We start from the raw sequence: 16,061 nt of genomic DNA on the forward strand, positions 1-16,061 counted from the left end.
GTAGGCGGGCTTACTCGACGCTATATGTCGGCAGCACAACACGCGTTTCGGCACCCGTCGTCCGGATCATCTTCAGCACAGCACCCTTCTGTACGCTCGCCGGTGAGAACCGCAGCCGGAACCGCGCAACACGCGTCCCCTCGCCAGGCTTCGACTCCTTCCCGAACGGCGAAGACCGCGATGATGAGAGCTGCGACGGAATCGGCCCAGGCCCACCCCAGCAGGCTGTTGAGCAGGACCCCGATCAGCACTGCGGCGCTGAGATAGGTGCAGATGAGGGTCTGCTTGGAATCAGCGACAGCCGTAGCAGATCCCAGTTCTCGTCCCGTCCTCCGCTCGAACCAGCTGAGGAACGGCATCACCAGCATGCTGAGTGCGGCGATGATGATGCCGACGGTCGAATGTTCAGGCTGTCGCGGGCCCACCATGGACACAACAGCGTCCACGCTGACGTAGACCGCGAGCGCGAAGAAAGATACTGCGATGACCCGCAGAGCGACCCGTTCCCGGCGCTGGGGTTCCGCTGCCGAGAATTGCCAGGCTACCGCTGCGGCAGAGAGAACCTCGATAATCGAATCGAGTCCGAACCCGATGAGAGCCGCCGAGGAGGCTGCTCCGCCTGCAGCAATGGCAACGACCGCTTCAATCACGTTCCAAGTGATGGTGATGGCAACGATGATCCGGATCCGCTTCCGCAGAACTGCTGCTCTGTCCCTTCGCGGCGCAGTCTCGGTCATCGGCTCGGTCCAACGTCACAGCAGCCGACCACCGTGCAATCGGAATCGACACATGGCGCGTTCTCATCGACTGCCAGAGTCGTCGCGACAAGAGCAGAGAGGGCTGTTGCCAGATGAGGGTCGGCGATCTCGTAGCGCGTCCGCCGTCCTTCAGGTTCGGCCACCACGATTCCGCATCCTCGCAGGCAGGCGAGGTGGTTCGAGACATTGGTGCGCGTCAGTCCCAGATCACTTGCCAAGCGCGCAGGATAGCCGGGCTCGGAGAGCAGCGACAGCAGAATCCGTGATCGTGTGGGATCGGCCATCGCGCGGCCGAGGCGCTGCATGGCATCGACACGGGAAGCAATAGTCAGCATATGCTGACTATACAGCCTATGCTGACCTGTTGTCGCGGGTCGCTCACGACGGAATGAAGGCCTCTCCGACGTCTGCCGCCCGGTCGTCAGCGCACGTGCTGCTGCGACGGCGAGCGTGTCCAGCGCAGCAGCACGACGATCAGACAGATGAGGAACACGATCCCCGAGGTGACCAGTCCGGTGACGAGGATGCCGATATCGGCAGGCAGATCCACGTCCTCGGCCGGTTTGGTCGGTGCCTTCCCTTCCGGATCGATGAGGACGGAGATCGTGTCGCCCTCATCGAAGTCGTCGTATCCGTCCTTACCGCGGTAGATCAGCGGTTCGGCGACGGGGGTGCCGTCGGTGCGCTCGAGGCTGTAGGTATGAACATAGACCTGCCGCGACCTGGGCGGATTGGAACTGTGCACGGTCTTCTGCTCGACTTTGTGATCGGCGACGACCACCTCGGTGAGTTCGCCAGCCTGAGACAAAGCGAGATCCTCGCCGAGCATCACAGTGCCGATGAGCGCAATGGCCACGAATGGTCCGGTGTACCAATACGCCGGCGTGTGTCCCATGAACCTGCGCATCGCCAGAGTGACGCCGAGGAACACGAAGCATCCGAGGATGATCGTGAACAGCAGTTGGTCCGGATACAGGTATCCGATCGTGAAGACCGCACCCGTGCCGACGAAGAAGACAGCACCGGTGATGATAATGGTCAGCGGATTCCGGCTGCCCTGGTTCCAGCGGCGCTCACTCTTCCCGCCGTCGCCCCACTTGCCGCGCATCCAGTAGGCGTCCATTCAAGCCCCGTTCGTCACTGCGGCATGTTGACGAATCGGGACTTCGCGCCCTGGAACGCCACGGGAATGTCCATCGTCGGACCGGCACGGTGCTTGGCGACGATGATGTCGGCCTCACCGGCACGTTCGTGTTCCTTGTCGTACATGTCCTCACGGTGGATGAGGAGGACCATATCCGCGTCCTGCTCGATCGAACCAGACTCACGCAGGTCCGAGATCATCGGCCGCTTGTCCGTGCGCTGCTCACTGCCGCGGTTGAGCTGGGACAACGCGATGACCGGAACCTCGAGCTCCTTGGCCAGCAGCTTGAGCGAACGCGAGAACTCCGAAACCTCCTGCTGGCGGGATTCGACGCGTTTGCCCGAGGACATCAGCTGCAGGTAGTCGACGCAGACCATCTGCAGATTGTGCTGCTGCTTGAGCCGTCGGCACTTCGCGCGGATCTCGGTCAGCGCCATGTTCGGCGAATCGTCGACGAACAGCGGCGCATTGTTGATCCGGGCCTCCGTCGCGGCCAGCGTCGTCCAGTCGTGCGGACTGAGCTCGCCGCGGCGCAGGTTCTGCAGCGGAATCTCCGACTCGGCCGAGAGCAGACGCATGACGAGTTCGTTCTTGCCCATCTCGAGCGAGAAGAACACAGCGGCCGCATCATTGTGGATCGCAGCCGAACGGATGAAGTCGAGCGCCAGAGTCGACTTGCCGACACCGGGACGCGCGGCGATGACGATCATCGTGCCCGGATGCAGACCGTTGGTGAGGTTGTCGAACTCGGTGAAACCGGTGGGCACACCCGCGGTCTGCCCATCGGTGTTGCCGTTGCGTTCGATCTCCTGGGCCACCTCGCCGAGGATGTCGGAGAGGATGACGTAATCCTCTGTCGTATGGCGTTCGGTGACCTTGTAGATCTCCGCCTGAGCGGAGTTCACGACGTCATCGGTGTCGCCTTCGGCGTCGTAGCCCATCTGCACGATGCGGGTGCCGGCCTCGACGAGGCGGCGCAGCACGGCCTGTTCGCTGACGATCGCGGCATAGTATCCGGCGTTGGCGGCGGTCGGGACCGACGAGATGAGGGTGTGCAGGTAGGCGGCACCGCCGACGCGGGCGAGGTCGCCGGTCTTCGTCAGGTAGTTCGCCACCGTCACCGAGTCCGCGGGCTCACCCCGGGAATAGAGGTCGAGGACCGCCTCGTAGATGGTTTCGTGAGCGGGCTTGTAGAAGTCATCGCCATTCATCGTCTCGACGCAGTCGGCGATGGCGTCCTTCGACAGAAGCATCGCACCGAGCACGCTCTGCTCGGCCTCGACGTCCTGCGGAGGGGTCCTCAGACCGTCATAGCCCTGGTCGTTGCTCACTCGATTTCCTCTTCCTCACAGCATCGGATCGCCCACCCTCATGTGGTGCGCTCCAACTGTACCCGGAGACCCGGGGAGGGTCCCATCGGCTCGACACCTGCCATCGTAGGAGGCGGCACTGACACAGAAACTTCAGTCCCGAGACCTCCCGGCCGTGGCCACGGAGTGCAGAATCGGCTTCGTCAGCTGCAGTCCACCGCGGATGATTCCGATGCCGACGACCACGGTGAGCAGGATCGTGAGGAAGGTGACCGGCTTGAACACGAGCGCGGCTCCGGCCAGGGGCAGGACTAGCAGCAGCCCGAGGCCTCCGGCCAGCAGGGACACCCAGATCGCCGGGGCCATGACGGCGCGGACCAGCGCACGGTGCAGAAGCCTGGGATCGGCGCCGGCGGCATAGAGATCGGAGAAGGTGTCGGCTCGGTCGTAGATGTCGGCGACCTGGTTGATCACCGCCGAGACACCGATGAGCACGATCGCGATGCCCATGACGAGCAGCACCCCGGTGAACATGTCGTGGAAGAGGTGGGTCTCGGCCTCGCTCACTCCCACTTCAGAGTCCTCGGCGGCGTCGAGGCCGAGCTGCATCAGCGCCACCCCCGACCCGCAGACGGCTGCGGTGAAGGCCGCCATCGCGAGTCCGGACACACGGCGCCAGAACCGTTTGGGTTCGTCGGAGACCAGGCGGGCCGCGATGAGGCGCTCCGGGGTGGCGGCTCGCCGACCGGACAGGTGGGCGAACCAGCGGACGAGGAGCCCGCCCAGGAGGTCGACGACGACCAGCCCGAGAGCGAAGAATCCGACCATCGCGCCGAGCACGATCCCCACGCCGAGACCGCCGCTCTGGGTGAGCGCGAAGACGACCGGCAGCAGGCAGATCACGAGCACCGTGACGATGACCTTGGCCACGGGGAACTTCCGCTCCAGACTCTTCGTCCGCACCCCCAACGGAGAGACCGCGACCTTGCGCAGACCCAGCAGGGCCGAGCCCGCGCAGACCAGGGCGAGGAAGACGACCACGACGAGGATGAGCCACGCGGGCATGAGCATGTTCTGGTACCCGATGGGTTCACCCATGAAGTGGATGAAGCTGACCGGCAGGGCCAGCCCCAGGTAGCCGAGAACCCCGAGGACGATGCCGGCCAGGGCCGGGATGAGCGGTTCGGTCACGGCGAGCGCAGTGATCTGGGAGCGTCGGGCCCCGAGCAGCGACATCGTCGACAGCCGTTCGTCCTGGCGACGTGCCGACAGGGTCGCCGAGGCCGATGCCAGGGTGGAGGCGGGGATGATCAGCAGAGCCGTGGCCAGGGCCGCGAGGGTCTTGTACATGATGTCGAGACCCTCGTCCGCGGGATCGGGACTCGGTGGGATCTGGAAGAACATCCAGGTCCCGGCCGCCACGGTGAGGAACAGCGTGGCACACGCGAAGAACGCGGCGGCCACGAGCACGGAGCTCGCCGAAGTCAGCGATCTCCGTCCGAGGACGAGGGGAACGGCTGTCAACGACGTGGACATCGGGTCTCCTCTCAGGCCATGGTCGCCTCGGCGGTGGCCCGGTTCTCGGGTGCCGCCTCGGCGAGGGTGCGGTTGTCGGGATCGATCTCGGTGACCCGGCGGACGAGCGGGCGGGTGACCTGCAGCCCCAGCCACACCATCGCAACCCCGGCCACGAGGACGGCGGCGACGGTTCCGATGGTGAACGGATCGCCGAGGTCGCTCACCGAAGCCATGAGCCAGGCGAGGATTCCGCCGAGGAACAGGGAGACGACGGTGACCAGCAGGATCGGCGACATCACGGCGTTGACGGTCACCCGGTGCATCATCTGCTGGGTCATTCCGGCGGCGTGGAGCTCGCGGTAGGTCTGAGCCCGGTCGAGGATGTCTGCGGCCTGGTTGATCGTGGCCGAGACGATGACGAGGACGAAGGCGATGACCAGGGTGAGGATGAGTCCTGTGAAGATATCGTCGCCGAGGTGGACGTACGGACCCATGACCGCGCGGTCCTCGGCGGAGAAGTCCTCCTGGCCGCTGCGCATCATCGCCGTTCCCGCCCCTCCGACGACGGCGATGAAGGTGATCATCGCCAGCCCGGCGACCCGGCGCCAGTACTGTCCGGGAGCGTCGGCGATCATTCCCGCCGCCATCACCGAGGCGGGACCGCGGGCGATTCTGCCGGCGATGCCGGCGTGGACGCGGATGCACAGGACGCCGAGGACGCTGATGAGCAGGAGGGTGATGCCGATCGTGGCGATGCTGTACATGATCGTCACCGCCATCGGCAGCTCCATCTGGGTGGAGACATAGGTCGCGATGGCCACGATGAGGATGAGCACGATGACCGTGATGATGCGGGCCAGGGGGAATCTCCGGGGCAGCGACCGGGTGCGCACGCCCAGCGGGGAGACCTGGATCTTGCGCAGGCCGATGAGCGAGGCGATCAGACAGACGGCAAGGAGGCCGGCGACGACCGCGGCGAGCAGCCAGACCGGCATGAGCAGTGCCTGGTAGCCCAAAGGTTCGCCGACGAACGTGATGAAGCTCAGCGGCCACGCCACCAGCAGGTAGCCGCCGATTCCGGCGAGGATGCCCGCCGAGGCGGGGATGAAGGGTTCGGCGACGGCGACGAGGCGGATCGTGCTGCGTTGCGCCCCGAGCAGGGACAGGGTCGAGAGTCGTTCGTCCTGACGGCGGGCGCTCAGTTTCGCCGAGGCGGCCCCGAGGCTGGTCGCGGGCACGATGAGGAAGACCGTGGCGAGGACGGCGAGGAGCTGGTAGAGCTCGGCCACCTCGGCGTATCCGGTGACCTCGGGGCGGTCGATGAACGCCCAGGCGCCGGCGGCCACGGTGAGGAAGATCGTCGAGCAGGAGAAGAACGCGATCCCGACGAGCCGCGACGTCGTCGAGGTCAGGGACTGCTTGGACAGGAGGAGGGGAAGGAGATTCATCACTGTGCGGCTTCCTGCAGTGCGGAGTCGGCGACGATGCGGCCATCGGCGAGCCTGACGACCCGGGAGCAGCGGGCGGCGACGTTCTCATCGTGGGTGACGACGACGAGGGTGGATCCGCGTCCGACGGTGGAGCCCAGCAGCTCGGTGAGGACTTCATTCGAGGTGCGGGAGTCGAGGGCACCGGTCGGTTCGTCGGCGAAGGTGACGACGGGCTGGGTGACCTGGGCGCGGGCGATCGCCACTCTCTGCGCCTGTCCGCCGGAGAGCTGTCCGATCCGCTTGTGTCCGTGCTCGCTCAGACCGAGACGGTCGAGCCAGGCCCGGGCGTGCTGGGTGGCGTCCGAGCGGTTCATGCCTGCGAGCATGGCGGCGAGCGCGACGTTGTCGATGGCGGTGAGTTCGGGCAGGAGCAGCCCTTGCTGGAAGACGAAGCCGAAGACCTCGCGGCGCAGAGCGGTGCGGCCGGATTCTTTGAGGGAGGTGATCTCGGCGGCGGCGCTGCGGTCGGTCGGCGAGAGTCGGATGCGGCCGCTGTCGGGACTGATGATGCCGGCCAGGCAGTGCAGAAGAGTCGTCTTGCCGGAACCGGAGGGTCCCATGATCGCCAGGGATTCGCCGAGGCCGATCGTCAGATCGACTCCGGCGAGAGCATACGTCTGGTTGAAGTGCTTCGTGACGGTGCCGGCTGTGATGATGGCGGGGTGCTGGGGCGAAGAGTTCTGGGTCATCGGGTGCTGAGATGCTGACTGCTGCGCTGCGGCAGGATGCTGTGAAGAAGTCATGTCTCCATGTTTTCGCCCAACGGGCCTTGGCACTATGCAGTCAGCCTGTCAGCCGGTGCGGGATTTCCCAACCTCTGTTGACGGAAAACCGAGTTCAGGGCACCGTGCTTGATAGTCTTCTGATACCACGACACCGACATGCGAGATCCGGGCTGGCTGCCCGTGGTCCCGCCCGAGCAACCGAACAGGTCTACTCCTTCGACGTCTGGATCGTCTCCGCCGCAGAGGACCGGGCAACCTCGGTGCGGGTCTGCCGATCTCACCCCGGCAGGAGCACGATGACGGTGTGGATCACGAGGCCGACCAGCGCGCCGATGACGGTGCCGTTGATGCGGATGTACTGGAGGTCGCGGCCGACGTAGAGTTCGATGCGCTCGGCGGCTTCCTTCGCGTCCCAGCGTTCGATGGTGTCGGAGATGACGCTGGCGATCTCGGGGCCGAAGCTCTCGGCCAGGTCACCGGCAGTGGTGGCGATCCGGTCATCGATGCGGCGGGAGAAGTCCGAGTCCGCCTGCAGCCGTTCGGCGAATTCGCCGATGAGCTGCCAGATGCGGGCACGGACTTCGCCGCTTTCGTCGATGATGGCTTCGCGCAGCAGCTGTTTGAGTGATACCCAGATCTCGAGCACCGAATCGACGACCCCGTCCTGACTGAGCAGGTCGTTGATGATCTCCTCGGCACGCTTGGACAGAGATGAGTCGGATTCGAGGTCGTCGGAGAGGTCGACCAGCCAGGCGTCGAGGGCCTGACGGGCCTTGTGGTATTCGTTGTCGCGGACGTCGGCGACCCAGCCCAGGACTTCGCGCTGCAGCCGGTTCGCAAGCTGTTCGTTGACGAAATCGGGCACCCAGGACGGGGCCCGATTGTGGACGATCTCGTCGATCACCTGCGGGTTGTCACGCAGCCAGGAATAGGCCTCGGCGACGATGAGGTCGACGAGCTTGTGGTGGGCACCGTCGAGCACGATCTGGCGCAGCAGCTGCGCGAGCACGGGCGTCTTCCTTGTGGCTACGAGCCGCGGGATGATGACGTTCCTGGTCAGCGCCTTGATGGAATCGTCATCGATGCGCGCGAGCACATATTCGAGGCCTCCTGCGGCACGGTCGACGACGATGTCTCGGTTGGCGGGTTTGGCCAGCCAACTCCCGGCTCGGTGGGAGATCTCGGCGGATCGGATCTTCGTCGACACCGCCTCGGCGTGGAGGAAGTTCGCGGCCACGAAGGCCGACAGACTCGCACCGAGCGTGTCCTTCTTGCGCGGGATGATCGCGGTGTGCGGGATCGGCAGCCCGAGAGGGTGCCGGAAGAGGGCGGTGACGGCGAACCAGTCGGCGATCGCGCCGATCATCGCCGCCTCCGAGGCGCGGGAGACGAACCCCCAGACGCCGGTGTTGTCGGTGAACAGGTGGGTGGAGAGGAAGATGAGGGTGGCGAGGATGAGCAGTGAGAGCGCGAGCGTGCGCATCTTCTTCAGCCCGCGAGCGCGTTCTTGATCCTCCGGCGTCAGCTCGGCCGGCCCGCCGGTTCCGCCGCCGGCGCCGAAGCGCGGCACGGATGGTGTCTTCTCGATCGACATCGTTACCCCCTGCTCCACGACTTTAGCGAAACCCGCCACTTCCACACGCATCCGCGGGCGGGTTCGCACCTGGGAATTCCGCGGAGAGCCCCACCGCTCGGGACGCCCTATCGCCCGCGAGCGTCCCTCACCGTTACTCTTACTTCCCCGCGTTGCCCGCAATCCACCCCCTCACTCGCATCACGCACCGGTGCACCGGGTGGAGATGCCACGACTCATGAGGGATGAAGCGTTCGACCAGGTACTCGAGCTAGGATTCGACCATGATCCGCCCGCTGAACGCCCGGGAACACAGCGTCGCACTGCGCATGATCCGCTCGGCGACGCCGTCTCCCGACGAAGCAGACTTTGCCGCCTTCACTCCTGAGCAGCGGCAGGGTTGGAATCCACCCGAGCCCATCTCGAACGAACAGCGTCAGATCTGGGAATGCCGCCTCGGCGAGGTGATGGTCACCAGCCGTTGCGACTGTGGAACCTGTCCAAGCATCGGAATGCGCCCTCAGAATCGCCTCGACGATGAGCGTCGCGATGATCAGGGCGGAGACGGGGACTACTCGGAGCGTGTCGTCCTCACAGCCGGTTCACCAGGGGCGATGCTGCTGCTCATCATTGACGACGATTCACCCAGCTATCTCGAGCTGGCGCCGATCGACGAGGGTCAGAGTTTCACGGATTTCCCCGAACCGGAGACGATCTCATTCTGATCTGCTCCGGTGCGGATGGATTTCCATTCCCTCGCCGAGGCGGCCCTGCCCGAGCGTGGAACGTTAGGCTTCGTGGATGGAGTACTTCGAGAATCGTGAACGTGCAGAATCCTTCGGCGAGGTCGCCCGGGACTACGATGAATTCCGACCGAAGTACCCTGCCGCGCTCATCACAGCGATTATGCAAGCGGCCAGGGCGAGCGCCGACTCCCAAACGGATGCCTCACCGCCGTCCACCGGCGATCGAACCGCAAGCGCCCCGCGCATCCTCGACGTCGGTTCCGGCACCGGCATTCTCGCGTCCCAGGTCCGGTCAGCAGGCGCCGAGATCCTCGCCGTCGAACCGGATGAAGAGATGGCTGCGGTCGCTCGGTCCAAAGGCCTCGATGTGGACGTCTCGACGTTCGAGGACTGGGACCCGCAGGGCCGGACCTTCGATCTCGTCAGCTTCGGACAGTCCTTCCACTGGGTCGACCCGGCGGTGGCGCTGCCGAAGATCCGCACCCTGCTCCGTCCAGGAGGAAGTCTGGCTCTGGCCTGGAATGACATCAGACCGCAGGGCGAGCTGAAGACCCGACTCAATGCCGTTGTCGCACGCTTCCATGCCGACGGCAGGACCGCGAGTCTCGGTTCGAGAGCGAGCCGGGGCATCGAAGCGAACCAAGAGGCGACGGCGGGCAGCGGTACGACTGAGTCCGTGCCGGCAGTCGAAGCCGTCGAACATCCGGCTCTCACGCAGCTGCGGGATGCCGGTTTCGCCCCGAATGAGACCACTTTCGTCGAAGACCTCCATTATTCGAGGCACGACTGGCTGTCGATGGTCTTCACCTACTCGGCTCAGCTGACGATGGATCCAGTGAAGAGAGCGGTCATGCGCGAAGAGATGGCCGCCGAAATCCCCGACGACGGGCTCGCTGCGCGGAACGAGGCACTTCTCGTCCTCGCTGGGGCCTGAATATGGGACGCTCATAGTTCAAAAGCTGCGCGCTCAAAGCTGAGCAGTGCCCACTTACTGGGCCGGTCCCACGCGGCACGAGTCCGACCCGTAGAGTGAAGGCGTATGGTCACCGCTGTCCTGCACGGGGACCACGTCCCCGCTGGGACCGCCACTCCGCGGAGATGTCCGACGTCCCCGCTGGGACCACCGCGGCCCTCCCGCAGACGCCGCGGTCTGACCGAACCGAGACCACCCGCATCCGAGAGTCAGGAGCAGTCGTGCAAGCGACACCCGCCGAGGCCACCATCACCGAGATCACGAATCTCATCACGTTCGACACGACGAGCCGGGACACGAACCTTCCGCTCATCGACCACGTCGAAGCCCGTCTCCAGGCCGCTGGCATCGAATCACGCCGGATCCCGAACCCGGAGGGCACGAAGGCGAACCTGCTCGCGACCATCCCCGCAGCCGACGGCACCACGACAGGCGGCATCGTCCTCTCCGGTCACACCGACGTCGTCCCCGTCGACGGCCAGGACTGGTCCTCGGACCCGTTCGCTCCGGAGATCCGCGACGGAAAGTACTTCGCCCGCGGCAGCGCCGACATGAAGTCCTTCATCGGCGTCATCCTCTCCCGCCTCGAAGCGCTCAAGTCCGCGAAACTCCGCGAACCCCTCCACCTCGCCTTCTCCTATGACGAGGAGATCGGCTGCGTCGGCGCCATCTCCCTCGTCGAAGCCATCACCGAAGAAGGACTGGCACCCCGCGGCTGCATCGTCGGCGAACCCTCGAGCATGCGCGTCATCCGCGGCCATAAGTCGATGAACGTCTTCCGCGTCGAATTCCACGGCGTCGCCGCCCACTCCTCGCTCACCCCCGAAGGCGTCAACGCCATCGCCTACGCCTCCGAATTCGTCGCCTTCGTCCACGCAGTCGCTGCCGAATTCCGCACCGAGGGACCGTTCGATGAGGCCTACGTCGTGCCCTTCACCTCGGTCACGGCGAACACGTTCACCGGCGGCATCGCTGTGAACACGATCCCCGCCAAGGCGACCGTCCAGTTCGAATTCCGTTCGCTCGGGTCCGTCGACCGTGAGGCCCTCATCGGCCGCTTCCGCGCCGAGGCCGAACGCCTCGGTCGAGCCATGGCCGCGGAGAACGAGACCGCCGGAGTCGACTTCACGATCGAAGCCGAAGCTCCCGGCTGTGAGACCCCGGCCGATGCGGACATCGTCTCGCTCACCGCGAACTGGGGCGGAATCGCCACCGATGACAAGGTCACCTACGGCACCGAGGCGGGTCTGTTCTCCGAGGCCGGCATCCCAACCGTCGTCTGCGGTCCCGGAGACATCGCTCAGGCTCACGCTCCCGACGAGTTCATCGAGCTCGACCAGATCGCAGCCTGCGAATCGTTCATCGACGCCCTCATCGCCGATCTCACCAACCGCTCCTAGGACAGTCTCCAGCGACTCCGTGCGTCCGAACTGTTCGGGGCAAGAGGCCTCCCTGATCTGCACCGGGTTCCCCTCCACGGCGGTTCGTGCTTGGATGGAGTCGACAGCGATCCTCAGCAGCAGGGAGGCACCATGGGATCCGAATTCTCCGTCGGCGATCACGTGGCGTGGAACTCAGAGGCCGGAGAGGTCTCTGGGACGATCACCAAAGTCCACACCTCAGACTTCGACTACAAGGGCCACAACCGCCGCGCCTCGGCCGATGAACCGCAGTACGAGATCAAGAGCGACAAGACCGATCACATCGCCGCTCACAAAGGCAGCGCCCTCCACCTCGTTGACGACGAATGACGGGACGGATCACTTCGTCGACGCGGAAGACGGAGACCGCTCCGCAGGCCCGGACCGAGACTGAATCGGAAGACACGAACAACCTGCCGCACCTGCTTACGGTCGGGCATTCGAATCGTGAACTGAACGAGTTCATCGATCTCCTCACGGCCACCGGCACCGAGGTGGTCGTCGACGTCCGCAAGCTGCCTGGTTCGACGAAGAACCCCTGGTTCAACGCCGACACCCTTGAGAGCGACCTCGCCGAAGTGGGGATCGAATTGCGACGCCTCGAGGGGCTGACCGGTCGCCGACCGGTCAGCCGGAGGGTGCCCTTCACCGTCAACGCATGGTGGCAGAACCGCAGCTTCCACAACTATGCCGACCACTGCCTCTCATCGGCATTCCGCACCGACCTCGAAACTCTCATCGGCTGGAGTACGGAGGCGCGCTGCGCGATCATGTGCTCGGAGGCCGTGTGGTGGCGGTGTCACCGGAGGATCATCGCCGATCAGCTGCTCGCCCGGGATCTCCCCGTCGCCCACATCCTCGGCGAAGGTCACATCGATCGGGCGAAGCTGAGCGAGGGTGCCCGGATCGAGGCGGACGGCACCCTCACCTATCCCGCTGACAGCTGACCCTGTCCGCGGCCCGAGTCCGCACCTCCTCCTGAAACACCCAACCGGTCGAAAAACACCGAGGCGGCACCTGAACTCAGGTGCCGCCTCGGCGGTGGTGTGGTGCTGACGGTCGACGATCTCGAAAGATCGGGGCAGAACCTACGACCGACTCACCACCACGTCCGAATCATCCGGACAAGGCGTGGATCAGGCCTTGCCGATGACCTCGAACTTGATCTTCGCGGTGATCTCGTCGCCGACGCGCACAACAGCGTTGTAGCTGCCGGGGGTCTTGACGTGACCGGTCAGGGCGACCTGACGGCGATCGAAGTCGCGTCCGGTCGCGGTCTGCAGGGCCTCGGCCACGAGGGCAGGGGTGACGGCGCCGAAGAGGCGACCGTTCTTGCCGGCCTTCATGTCGATGCGAGCCGTGGTCGACTCGAGTTCGCCCTTGACCTTGATGGCTTCGTCGTGATCGGCGATCTGCTTGGCCTGGCGGGCCTTGCGCAGAGACTCGATGTGCTTCTCAGCGCCGGCGGACCAGGCCGAAGCCCAGCCACGAGGCAGAAGCAGGTTGCGTGCGTATCCGGCACGAACCTCGACGACGTCGCCGGCGGCACCGAGGCCGTCGACTTCCTGGTTCAGAATCACTTTGCGGTTAGGCATGTCTGTCTCCCTCCGATCAGCGAGCTGAGCTCGAGTAGGGCAGAAGTGCCATCTCGCGGGCGTTCTTGACGGCCTTTGCGATGACGCGCTGTTCCTGCACGGTCACACCGGTGACGCGACGTGCACGGATCTTGCCGCGGTCGGAAATGAACTTACGGAGCGTAGCGGTGTCCTTGTAGTGGATGTTCGCCGCTTCGCCCTTCTTGAGCGGATTAGCCTTCTTCTTGATAGGCTTCCGGATCTCTGGCTTTGCCATGAGTATCTCCTGTTAACGAATGTCTCGAAATGTCGTGACGACGTGGGTCAGAACGGTGGTTCATCGGCGCCGGGGTTGCCCCAGCCGCCGTTGCCGCTCTGCGGGTTCGATGATGCCCACGGGTCATTGGCGGGTGCGTTGTTGCCGCCCTGGCTGTAACCGCCCTGGCGCTGTCCACCCTGCTGAGGGTTGTTGCCCCAACCGGAGGACTGCTGGTTGCCGAAGCCGCCCTGCTGGCCGCCTCCGCCCTGGCCTCCGCCGAAGCCGCCACCGCCGAAGTTTCCTCCGCCGCTGGGGTTGTTCTTCGTCACCTGAGCGGTGGCGCGTCGCAGGCTGGGGCCGACTTCGTCGACGTCCAGCTCCATGACTGTGCGCTTCTCGCCTTCCTTGGTTTCGAAGGACCGGGACTTCAGTCGGCCCTGAACGACGACCCGTGTACCGCGCTGCAGAGATTCGGCGACGTTCTCTCCCATTTCACGCCATACCGAGCAGCGCAGGAACAGGGTCTCCCCGTCCTTGAACTCGTTGGCCTGACGGTCGAAGATGCGCGGCGTCGAGGCCACGGTGAAGTTTGCAACTGCCGCACCATTCGGTGTGAAGCGCAGCTCGGGATCGCTGGTGAGGTTCCCGACGACCGTGATGACTGTTTCGCCTGCCATTGAATCTCCTTGAAGCGAGGTAGCTTAAGATGCCTTACTTGGCGTCCGGGCGGAGGATCTTCGTGCGCAGAACGGACTCGTTGAGTCCGAGCTGACGATCGAGTTCCTTGGTCGTTGCAGGCTCGGCGTGGAAATCAACCACGACGTAGTAGCCTTCGGACTTCTTCTGGATCTCGTACGCGAAGCGACGACGTCCCCAGATGTCCACGTTGTCGACGGTGCCGTTCTCAGCCGGGACAACCTTGATCAGGTTGTTCACGGTGTCAGCCAGCGTCCGCTCTTCGAGGTCGTTATCAAGAATGAGCATGAGCTCGTACTTACGCATATGTCACCCACCTCCTCTGGTCTTTGCGGCCATGGTCGGTCCATGGCAGGAGGGTATATGCATGTCCGTCCCGAATACGTGATGGTCACGAAATGGGAACAGACCTCACTAGTCTAATCGACCGGTGCGCTGGCTGTCATGTCCGAATCCGTGCTCTTCCTTACGTCCCACGGCCTGATCATCCGGGTACCCCACATTGGAACCATCCGTGGCCGAGTTCCCGGGTTCGTCCCATCGCCGAGGGAGCTGTCCCCAATCGTCGACAGCGCCGTCGTCGACTGCGCCGTCGTCGCCTCGCCGGGGCGGCGCTGCAGTGACCGTGACACCGCGGATACCACGGCGGTAGAGGTTCTCACCGGCCATGATCACGACGAGGACGAGGGCCAGCAGCCGCAGCAGGGTGAACAGGGCGACGAAAGTGGAGTCGAGCCCCTCGTCGGCTTCGAACCCGGACACATCACCGAGTTGGATGGCGATGGCGAAGACCGCCTCGGCCAGGGTCCAGACGATGAGCACCCACCAGCGGCGGACCGACAGGGCGATGAAGGGCAGCAGCCACAGGCTGTCCCAGGGCATGAGGCCCGGTGCCAGCAGCAGGCAGCCGCCGATGAGCAGGCATGCGGCTACGGCCGGATCGAGGCCGGTGCGGCGGACCATGTAGAGGGAGACGGTGACGGCGAGGACCACTCCGGCGCTGACGATGATCCACAGCGGTGCCCAGACGGAGCCGTCGCCGAGTTCGGCCATGACCAGGATCGAGGCGAAGGATCCGCCGTCGACGGCATCGGAGTACCAATGGATGATCCGGTCGATCGCGGTCAGGTCGACAACGAGCAGCAGCGCCGAGGTGATCGTGGCCGCGGCGAGCATCATCCGCGGATTGCGGGATTTGAGTCCCCGGGCCGGATTCGGTCCGGCCAGGGTCAGCGCCAGGAGGACGAGGAGGGCGAGCGGATTGATGAACGTCGCGATGCCCAGCAGCACACCGGCCAACCACCCGCGCGGGCGCAGCGGAGGCGTTCCGACGAAGAGGACCACAGCCCACACCGCCAGGGCCAGGGCGAGCGGGTCGAGAGTCGAGCCGAGCGTGAAGAGGATGAGCGGGGAGGCGAAGAGCGCGACCAGGCACCCGCGGAAGCGGGCGAGGACGAGGAGTCCGGCGCCGAGTGCCGCGATGCCTGCGGTGTTGAGCAGGAGCACGCCGACCATGAACAGGGAGACGTCGTCGGTGAATAGGTGGAACAGGTCGACCAGGCGGGCTTCCAGTGGGGCCAGGGCCGCCGCTCCGCCGTGTGACCGGCCGAGCACCTCGGGGTTGGTGTCACCGAGGAACGCCGTGGACAGGGGTCCTGCGCACATCCTCGCCGAGGCGGACGGCTGTTCGTATCCCGAACTCAGACACGGGCCCTGCAGAGCCAGTGCGAGGAAGGTGGTGACGCCGAGGACCGCAGCCAGCGCGGTGGCCTGCGCACTGGCGAACCGGCGACCGGCAGCACCGAGGTGAATGCCGACCGGACCGCCGAGCAGAGGCTCGGCGATCCGGGTGCTGGACTTCGAGGGCATGACTC

The 16,061-nt window shown here is 65.1% G+C and carries 18 protein-coding genes; 5 read left to right on the forward strand and 13 right to left on the reverse strand.

Annotated features, from left to right (window positions below; genetic code table 11):
* Nucleotides 1-20: 20 nt before the first annotated feature.
* From CXR29_RS16980 to CXR29_RS17015, 8 genes are all read right to left on the reverse strand, one after another.
* Nucleotides 21-737: a cation diffusion facilitator family transporter gene (locus CXR29_RS16980; RefSeq protein ID WP_127365191.1), complete on the reverse strand. Its 717-nt coding sequence runs from the start codon at nt 735-737 to the stop codon at nt 21-23.
* Nucleotides 734-1,093 (reverse strand): Cd(II)/Pb(II)-sensing metalloregulatory transcriptional regulator CmtR, encoded by a 360-nt coding sequence (gene cmtR / locus CXR29_RS16985; protein ID WP_127365192.1) that lies wholly within the window; start codon nt 1,091-1,093, stop codon nt 734-736. The genes CXR29_RS16980 and cmtR overlap by 4 nt, the downstream gene beginning before the upstream one ends.
* A gap of 86 nt (nt 1,094-1,179) precedes the next feature.
* Nucleotides 1,180-1,881, reverse strand: a complete 702-nt coding sequence (locus tag CXR29_RS16990; RefSeq protein ID WP_127365193.1) for a hypothetical protein — start codon at nt 1,879-1,881, stop codon at nt 1,180-1,182.
* A 14-nt stretch (nt 1,882-1,895) separates the two neighbouring features.
* Nucleotides 1,896-3,233, reverse strand: coding sequence for a replicative DNA helicase (dnaB, locus tag CXR29_RS16995; protein WP_025779630.1), 1,338 nt, complete (start codon nt 3,231-3,233; stop codon nt 1,896-1,898).
* A 132-nt stretch (nt 3,234-3,365) separates the two neighbouring features.
* On the reverse strand, nt 3,366-4,748 hold the full coding sequence (locus CXR29_RS17000) for an FtsX-like permease family protein (protein WP_127365194.1): 1,383 nt from the start codon (nt 4,746-4,748) through the stop codon (nt 3,366-3,368).
* Between the two features lie 11 nt (nt 4,749-4,759).
* Nucleotides 4,760-6,178 carry an FtsX-like permease family protein gene (locus CXR29_RS17005; RefSeq protein WP_101554862.1) on the reverse strand — a complete coding sequence of 473 codons (1,419 nt, stop codon included), beginning with the start codon at nt 6,176-6,178 and terminating at the stop codon, nt 4,760-4,762.
* Nucleotides 6,178-6,909, reverse strand: coding sequence for an ABC transporter ATP-binding protein (locus CXR29_RS17010; protein ID WP_101554936.1), 732 nt, complete (start codon nt 6,907-6,909; stop codon nt 6,178-6,180). The genes CXR29_RS17005 and CXR29_RS17010 overlap by 1 nt, the downstream gene beginning before the upstream one ends.
* Nucleotides 6,910-7,222: 313 nt before the next feature.
* Nucleotides 7,223-8,539: a DUF445 domain-containing protein gene (locus CXR29_RS17015; protein WP_127365195.1), complete on the reverse strand. Its 1,317-nt coding sequence runs from the start codon at nt 8,537-8,539 to the stop codon at nt 7,223-7,225.
* Nucleotides 8,540-8,802: 263 nt separating this feature from the next.
* Here CXR29_RS17015 and CXR29_RS17020 point away from each other — a divergent pair, with 263 nt between their 5' ends.
* The 5 genes from CXR29_RS17020 (at nt 8,803) to CXR29_RS17040 (ending at nt 12,605) form a co-directional block, all read left to right on the forward strand.
* On the forward strand, nt 8,803-9,243 hold the full coding sequence (locus CXR29_RS17020) for a hypothetical protein (RefSeq protein WP_127365196.1): 441 nt from the start codon (nt 8,803-8,805) through the stop codon (nt 9,241-9,243).
* A gap of 76 nt (nt 9,244-9,319) precedes the next feature.
* Complete coding sequence (locus CXR29_RS17025; RefSeq protein WP_127365197.1) at nt 9,320-10,198, forward strand: class I SAM-dependent methyltransferase; 879 nt, start codon at nt 9,320-9,322, stop codon at nt 10,196-10,198.
* A 260-nt stretch (nt 10,199-10,458) separates the two neighbouring features.
* The gene (argE, locus tag CXR29_RS17030) at nt 10,459-11,637 is read left to right on the forward strand and encodes an acetylornithine deacetylase (protein WP_241241511.1); all 1,179 of its coding nucleotides are present in this window, start codon (nt 10,459-10,461) and stop codon (nt 11,635-11,637) included.
* Between the two features lie 132 nt (nt 11,638-11,769).
* Complete coding sequence (locus CXR29_RS17035; RefSeq protein ID WP_101593929.1) at nt 11,770-11,988, forward strand: hypervirulence associated TUDOR domain-containing protein; 219 nt, start codon at nt 11,770-11,772, stop codon at nt 11,986-11,988.
* Complete coding sequence (locus CXR29_RS17040; protein WP_127365199.1) at nt 11,985-12,605, forward strand: DUF488 domain-containing protein; 621 nt, start codon at nt 11,985-11,987, stop codon at nt 12,603-12,605. Before CXR29_RS17035 ends, CXR29_RS17040 begins: the two co-directional genes overlap by 4 nt.
* Nucleotides 12,606-12,794: 189 nt before the next feature.
* On the opposite strand, the gene rplI is transcribed toward CXR29_RS17040, so the two are convergent.
* The 5 genes from rplI to CXR29_RS17065 form a co-directional block, all read right to left on the reverse strand.
* Complete coding sequence (gene rplI / locus CXR29_RS17045; protein WP_025779605.1) at nt 12,795-13,253, reverse strand: 50S ribosomal protein L9; 459 nt, start codon at nt 13,251-13,253, stop codon at nt 12,795-12,797.
* 16 nt (nt 13,254-13,269) lie between these two features.
* Nucleotides 13,270-13,509, reverse strand: a complete 240-nt coding sequence (rpsR, locus tag CXR29_RS17050; protein WP_025779604.1) for a 30S ribosomal protein S18 — start codon at nt 13,507-13,509, stop codon at nt 13,270-13,272.
* Nucleotides 13,510-13,556: 47 nt separating this feature from the next.
* Complete coding sequence (locus tag CXR29_RS17055) at nt 13,557-14,168, reverse strand: single-stranded DNA-binding protein (protein ID WP_127365200.1); 612 nt, start codon at nt 14,166-14,168, stop codon at nt 13,557-13,559.
* A 34-nt stretch (nt 14,169-14,202) separates the two neighbouring features.
* Entirely contained in the window at nt 14,203-14,493 is a 291-nt protein-coding gene (gene rpsF, locus CXR29_RS17060; RefSeq protein WP_025779601.1) for a 30S ribosomal protein S6, read from the reverse strand.
* A 108-nt stretch (nt 14,494-14,601) separates the two neighbouring features.
* A complete protein-coding gene (locus CXR29_RS17065; protein WP_206516236.1) occupies nt 14,602-16,056 on the reverse strand; it encodes a hypothetical protein in 1,455 nt (484 codons plus the stop codon).
* Nucleotides 16,057-16,061 lie beyond the last annotated feature (5 nt).

The sequence above is a fragment of the Brevibacterium linens genome (genome assembly GCF_003999335.1).
In the GTDB taxonomy this organism is placed as follows: domain Bacteria; phylum Actinomycetota; class Actinomycetes; order Actinomycetales; family Brevibacteriaceae; genus Brevibacterium; species Brevibacterium linens.

Bases quoted from the DNA above. Each gene is read 5' to 3' on its own strand.
- CXR29_RS16980 (WP_127365191.1), bottom strand. From the start codon at position 737: ATGACCGAGACTGCGCCGCGAAGGGACAGAGCAGCAGTTCTGCGGAAG.
- cmtR (WP_127365192.1), bottom strand. From the start codon at position 1,093: ATGCTGACTATTGCTTCCCGTGTCGATGCCATGCAGCGCCTCGGCCGC.
- CXR29_RS16990 (WP_127365193.1), bottom strand. From the start codon at position 1,881: ATGGACGCCTACTGGATGCGCGGCAAGTGGGGCGACGGCGGGAAGAGT.
- CXR29_RS17000 (WP_127365194.1), bottom strand. From the start codon at position 4,748: ATGTCCACGTCGTTGACAGCCGTTCCCCTCGTCCTCGGACGGAGATCG.
- CXR29_RS17005 (WP_101554862.1), bottom strand. From the start codon at position 6,178: ATGAATCTCCTTCCCCTCCTCCTGTCCAAGCAGTCCCTGACCTCGACG.
- CXR29_RS17010 (WP_101554936.1), bottom strand. From the start codon at position 6,909: ATGACCCAGAACTCTTCGCCCCAGCACCCCGCCATCATCACAGCCGGC.
- CXR29_RS17015 (WP_127365195.1), bottom strand. From the start codon at position 8,539: ATGTCGATCGAGAAGACACCATCCGTGCCGCGCTTCGGCGCCGGCGGC.
- CXR29_RS17020 (WP_127365196.1), top strand. From the start codon at position 8,803: ATGATCCGCCCGCTGAACGCCCGGGAACACAGCGTCGCACTGCGCATG.
- CXR29_RS17025 (WP_127365197.1), top strand. From the start codon at position 9,320: ATGGAGTACTTCGAGAATCGTGAACGTGCAGAATCCTTCGGCGAGGTC.
- CXR29_RS17035 (WP_101593929.1), top strand. From the start codon at position 11,770: ATGGGATCCGAATTCTCCGTCGGCGATCACGTGGCGTGGAACTCAGAG.
- CXR29_RS17040 (WP_127365199.1), top strand. From the start codon at position 11,985: ATGACGGGACGGATCACTTCGTCGACGCGGAAGACGGAGACCGCTCCG.
- rplI (WP_025779605.1), bottom strand. From the start codon at position 13,253: ATGCCTAACCGCAAAGTGATTCTGAACCAGGAAGTCGACGGCCTCGGT.
- rpsR (WP_025779604.1), bottom strand. From the start codon at position 13,509: ATGGCAAAGCCAGAGATCCGGAAGCCTATCAAGAAGAAGGCTAATCCG.
- CXR29_RS17055 (WP_127365200.1), bottom strand. From the start codon at position 14,168: ATGGCAGGCGAAACAGTCATCACGGTCGTCGGGAACCTCACCAGCGAT.
- rpsF (WP_025779601.1), bottom strand. From the start codon at position 14,493: ATGCGTAAGTACGAGCTCATGCTCATTCTTGATAACGACCTCGAAGAG.
- CXR29_RS17065 (WP_206516236.1), bottom strand. From the start codon at position 16,056: ATGCCCTCGAAGTCCAGCACCCGGATCGCCGAGCCTCTGCTCGGCGGT.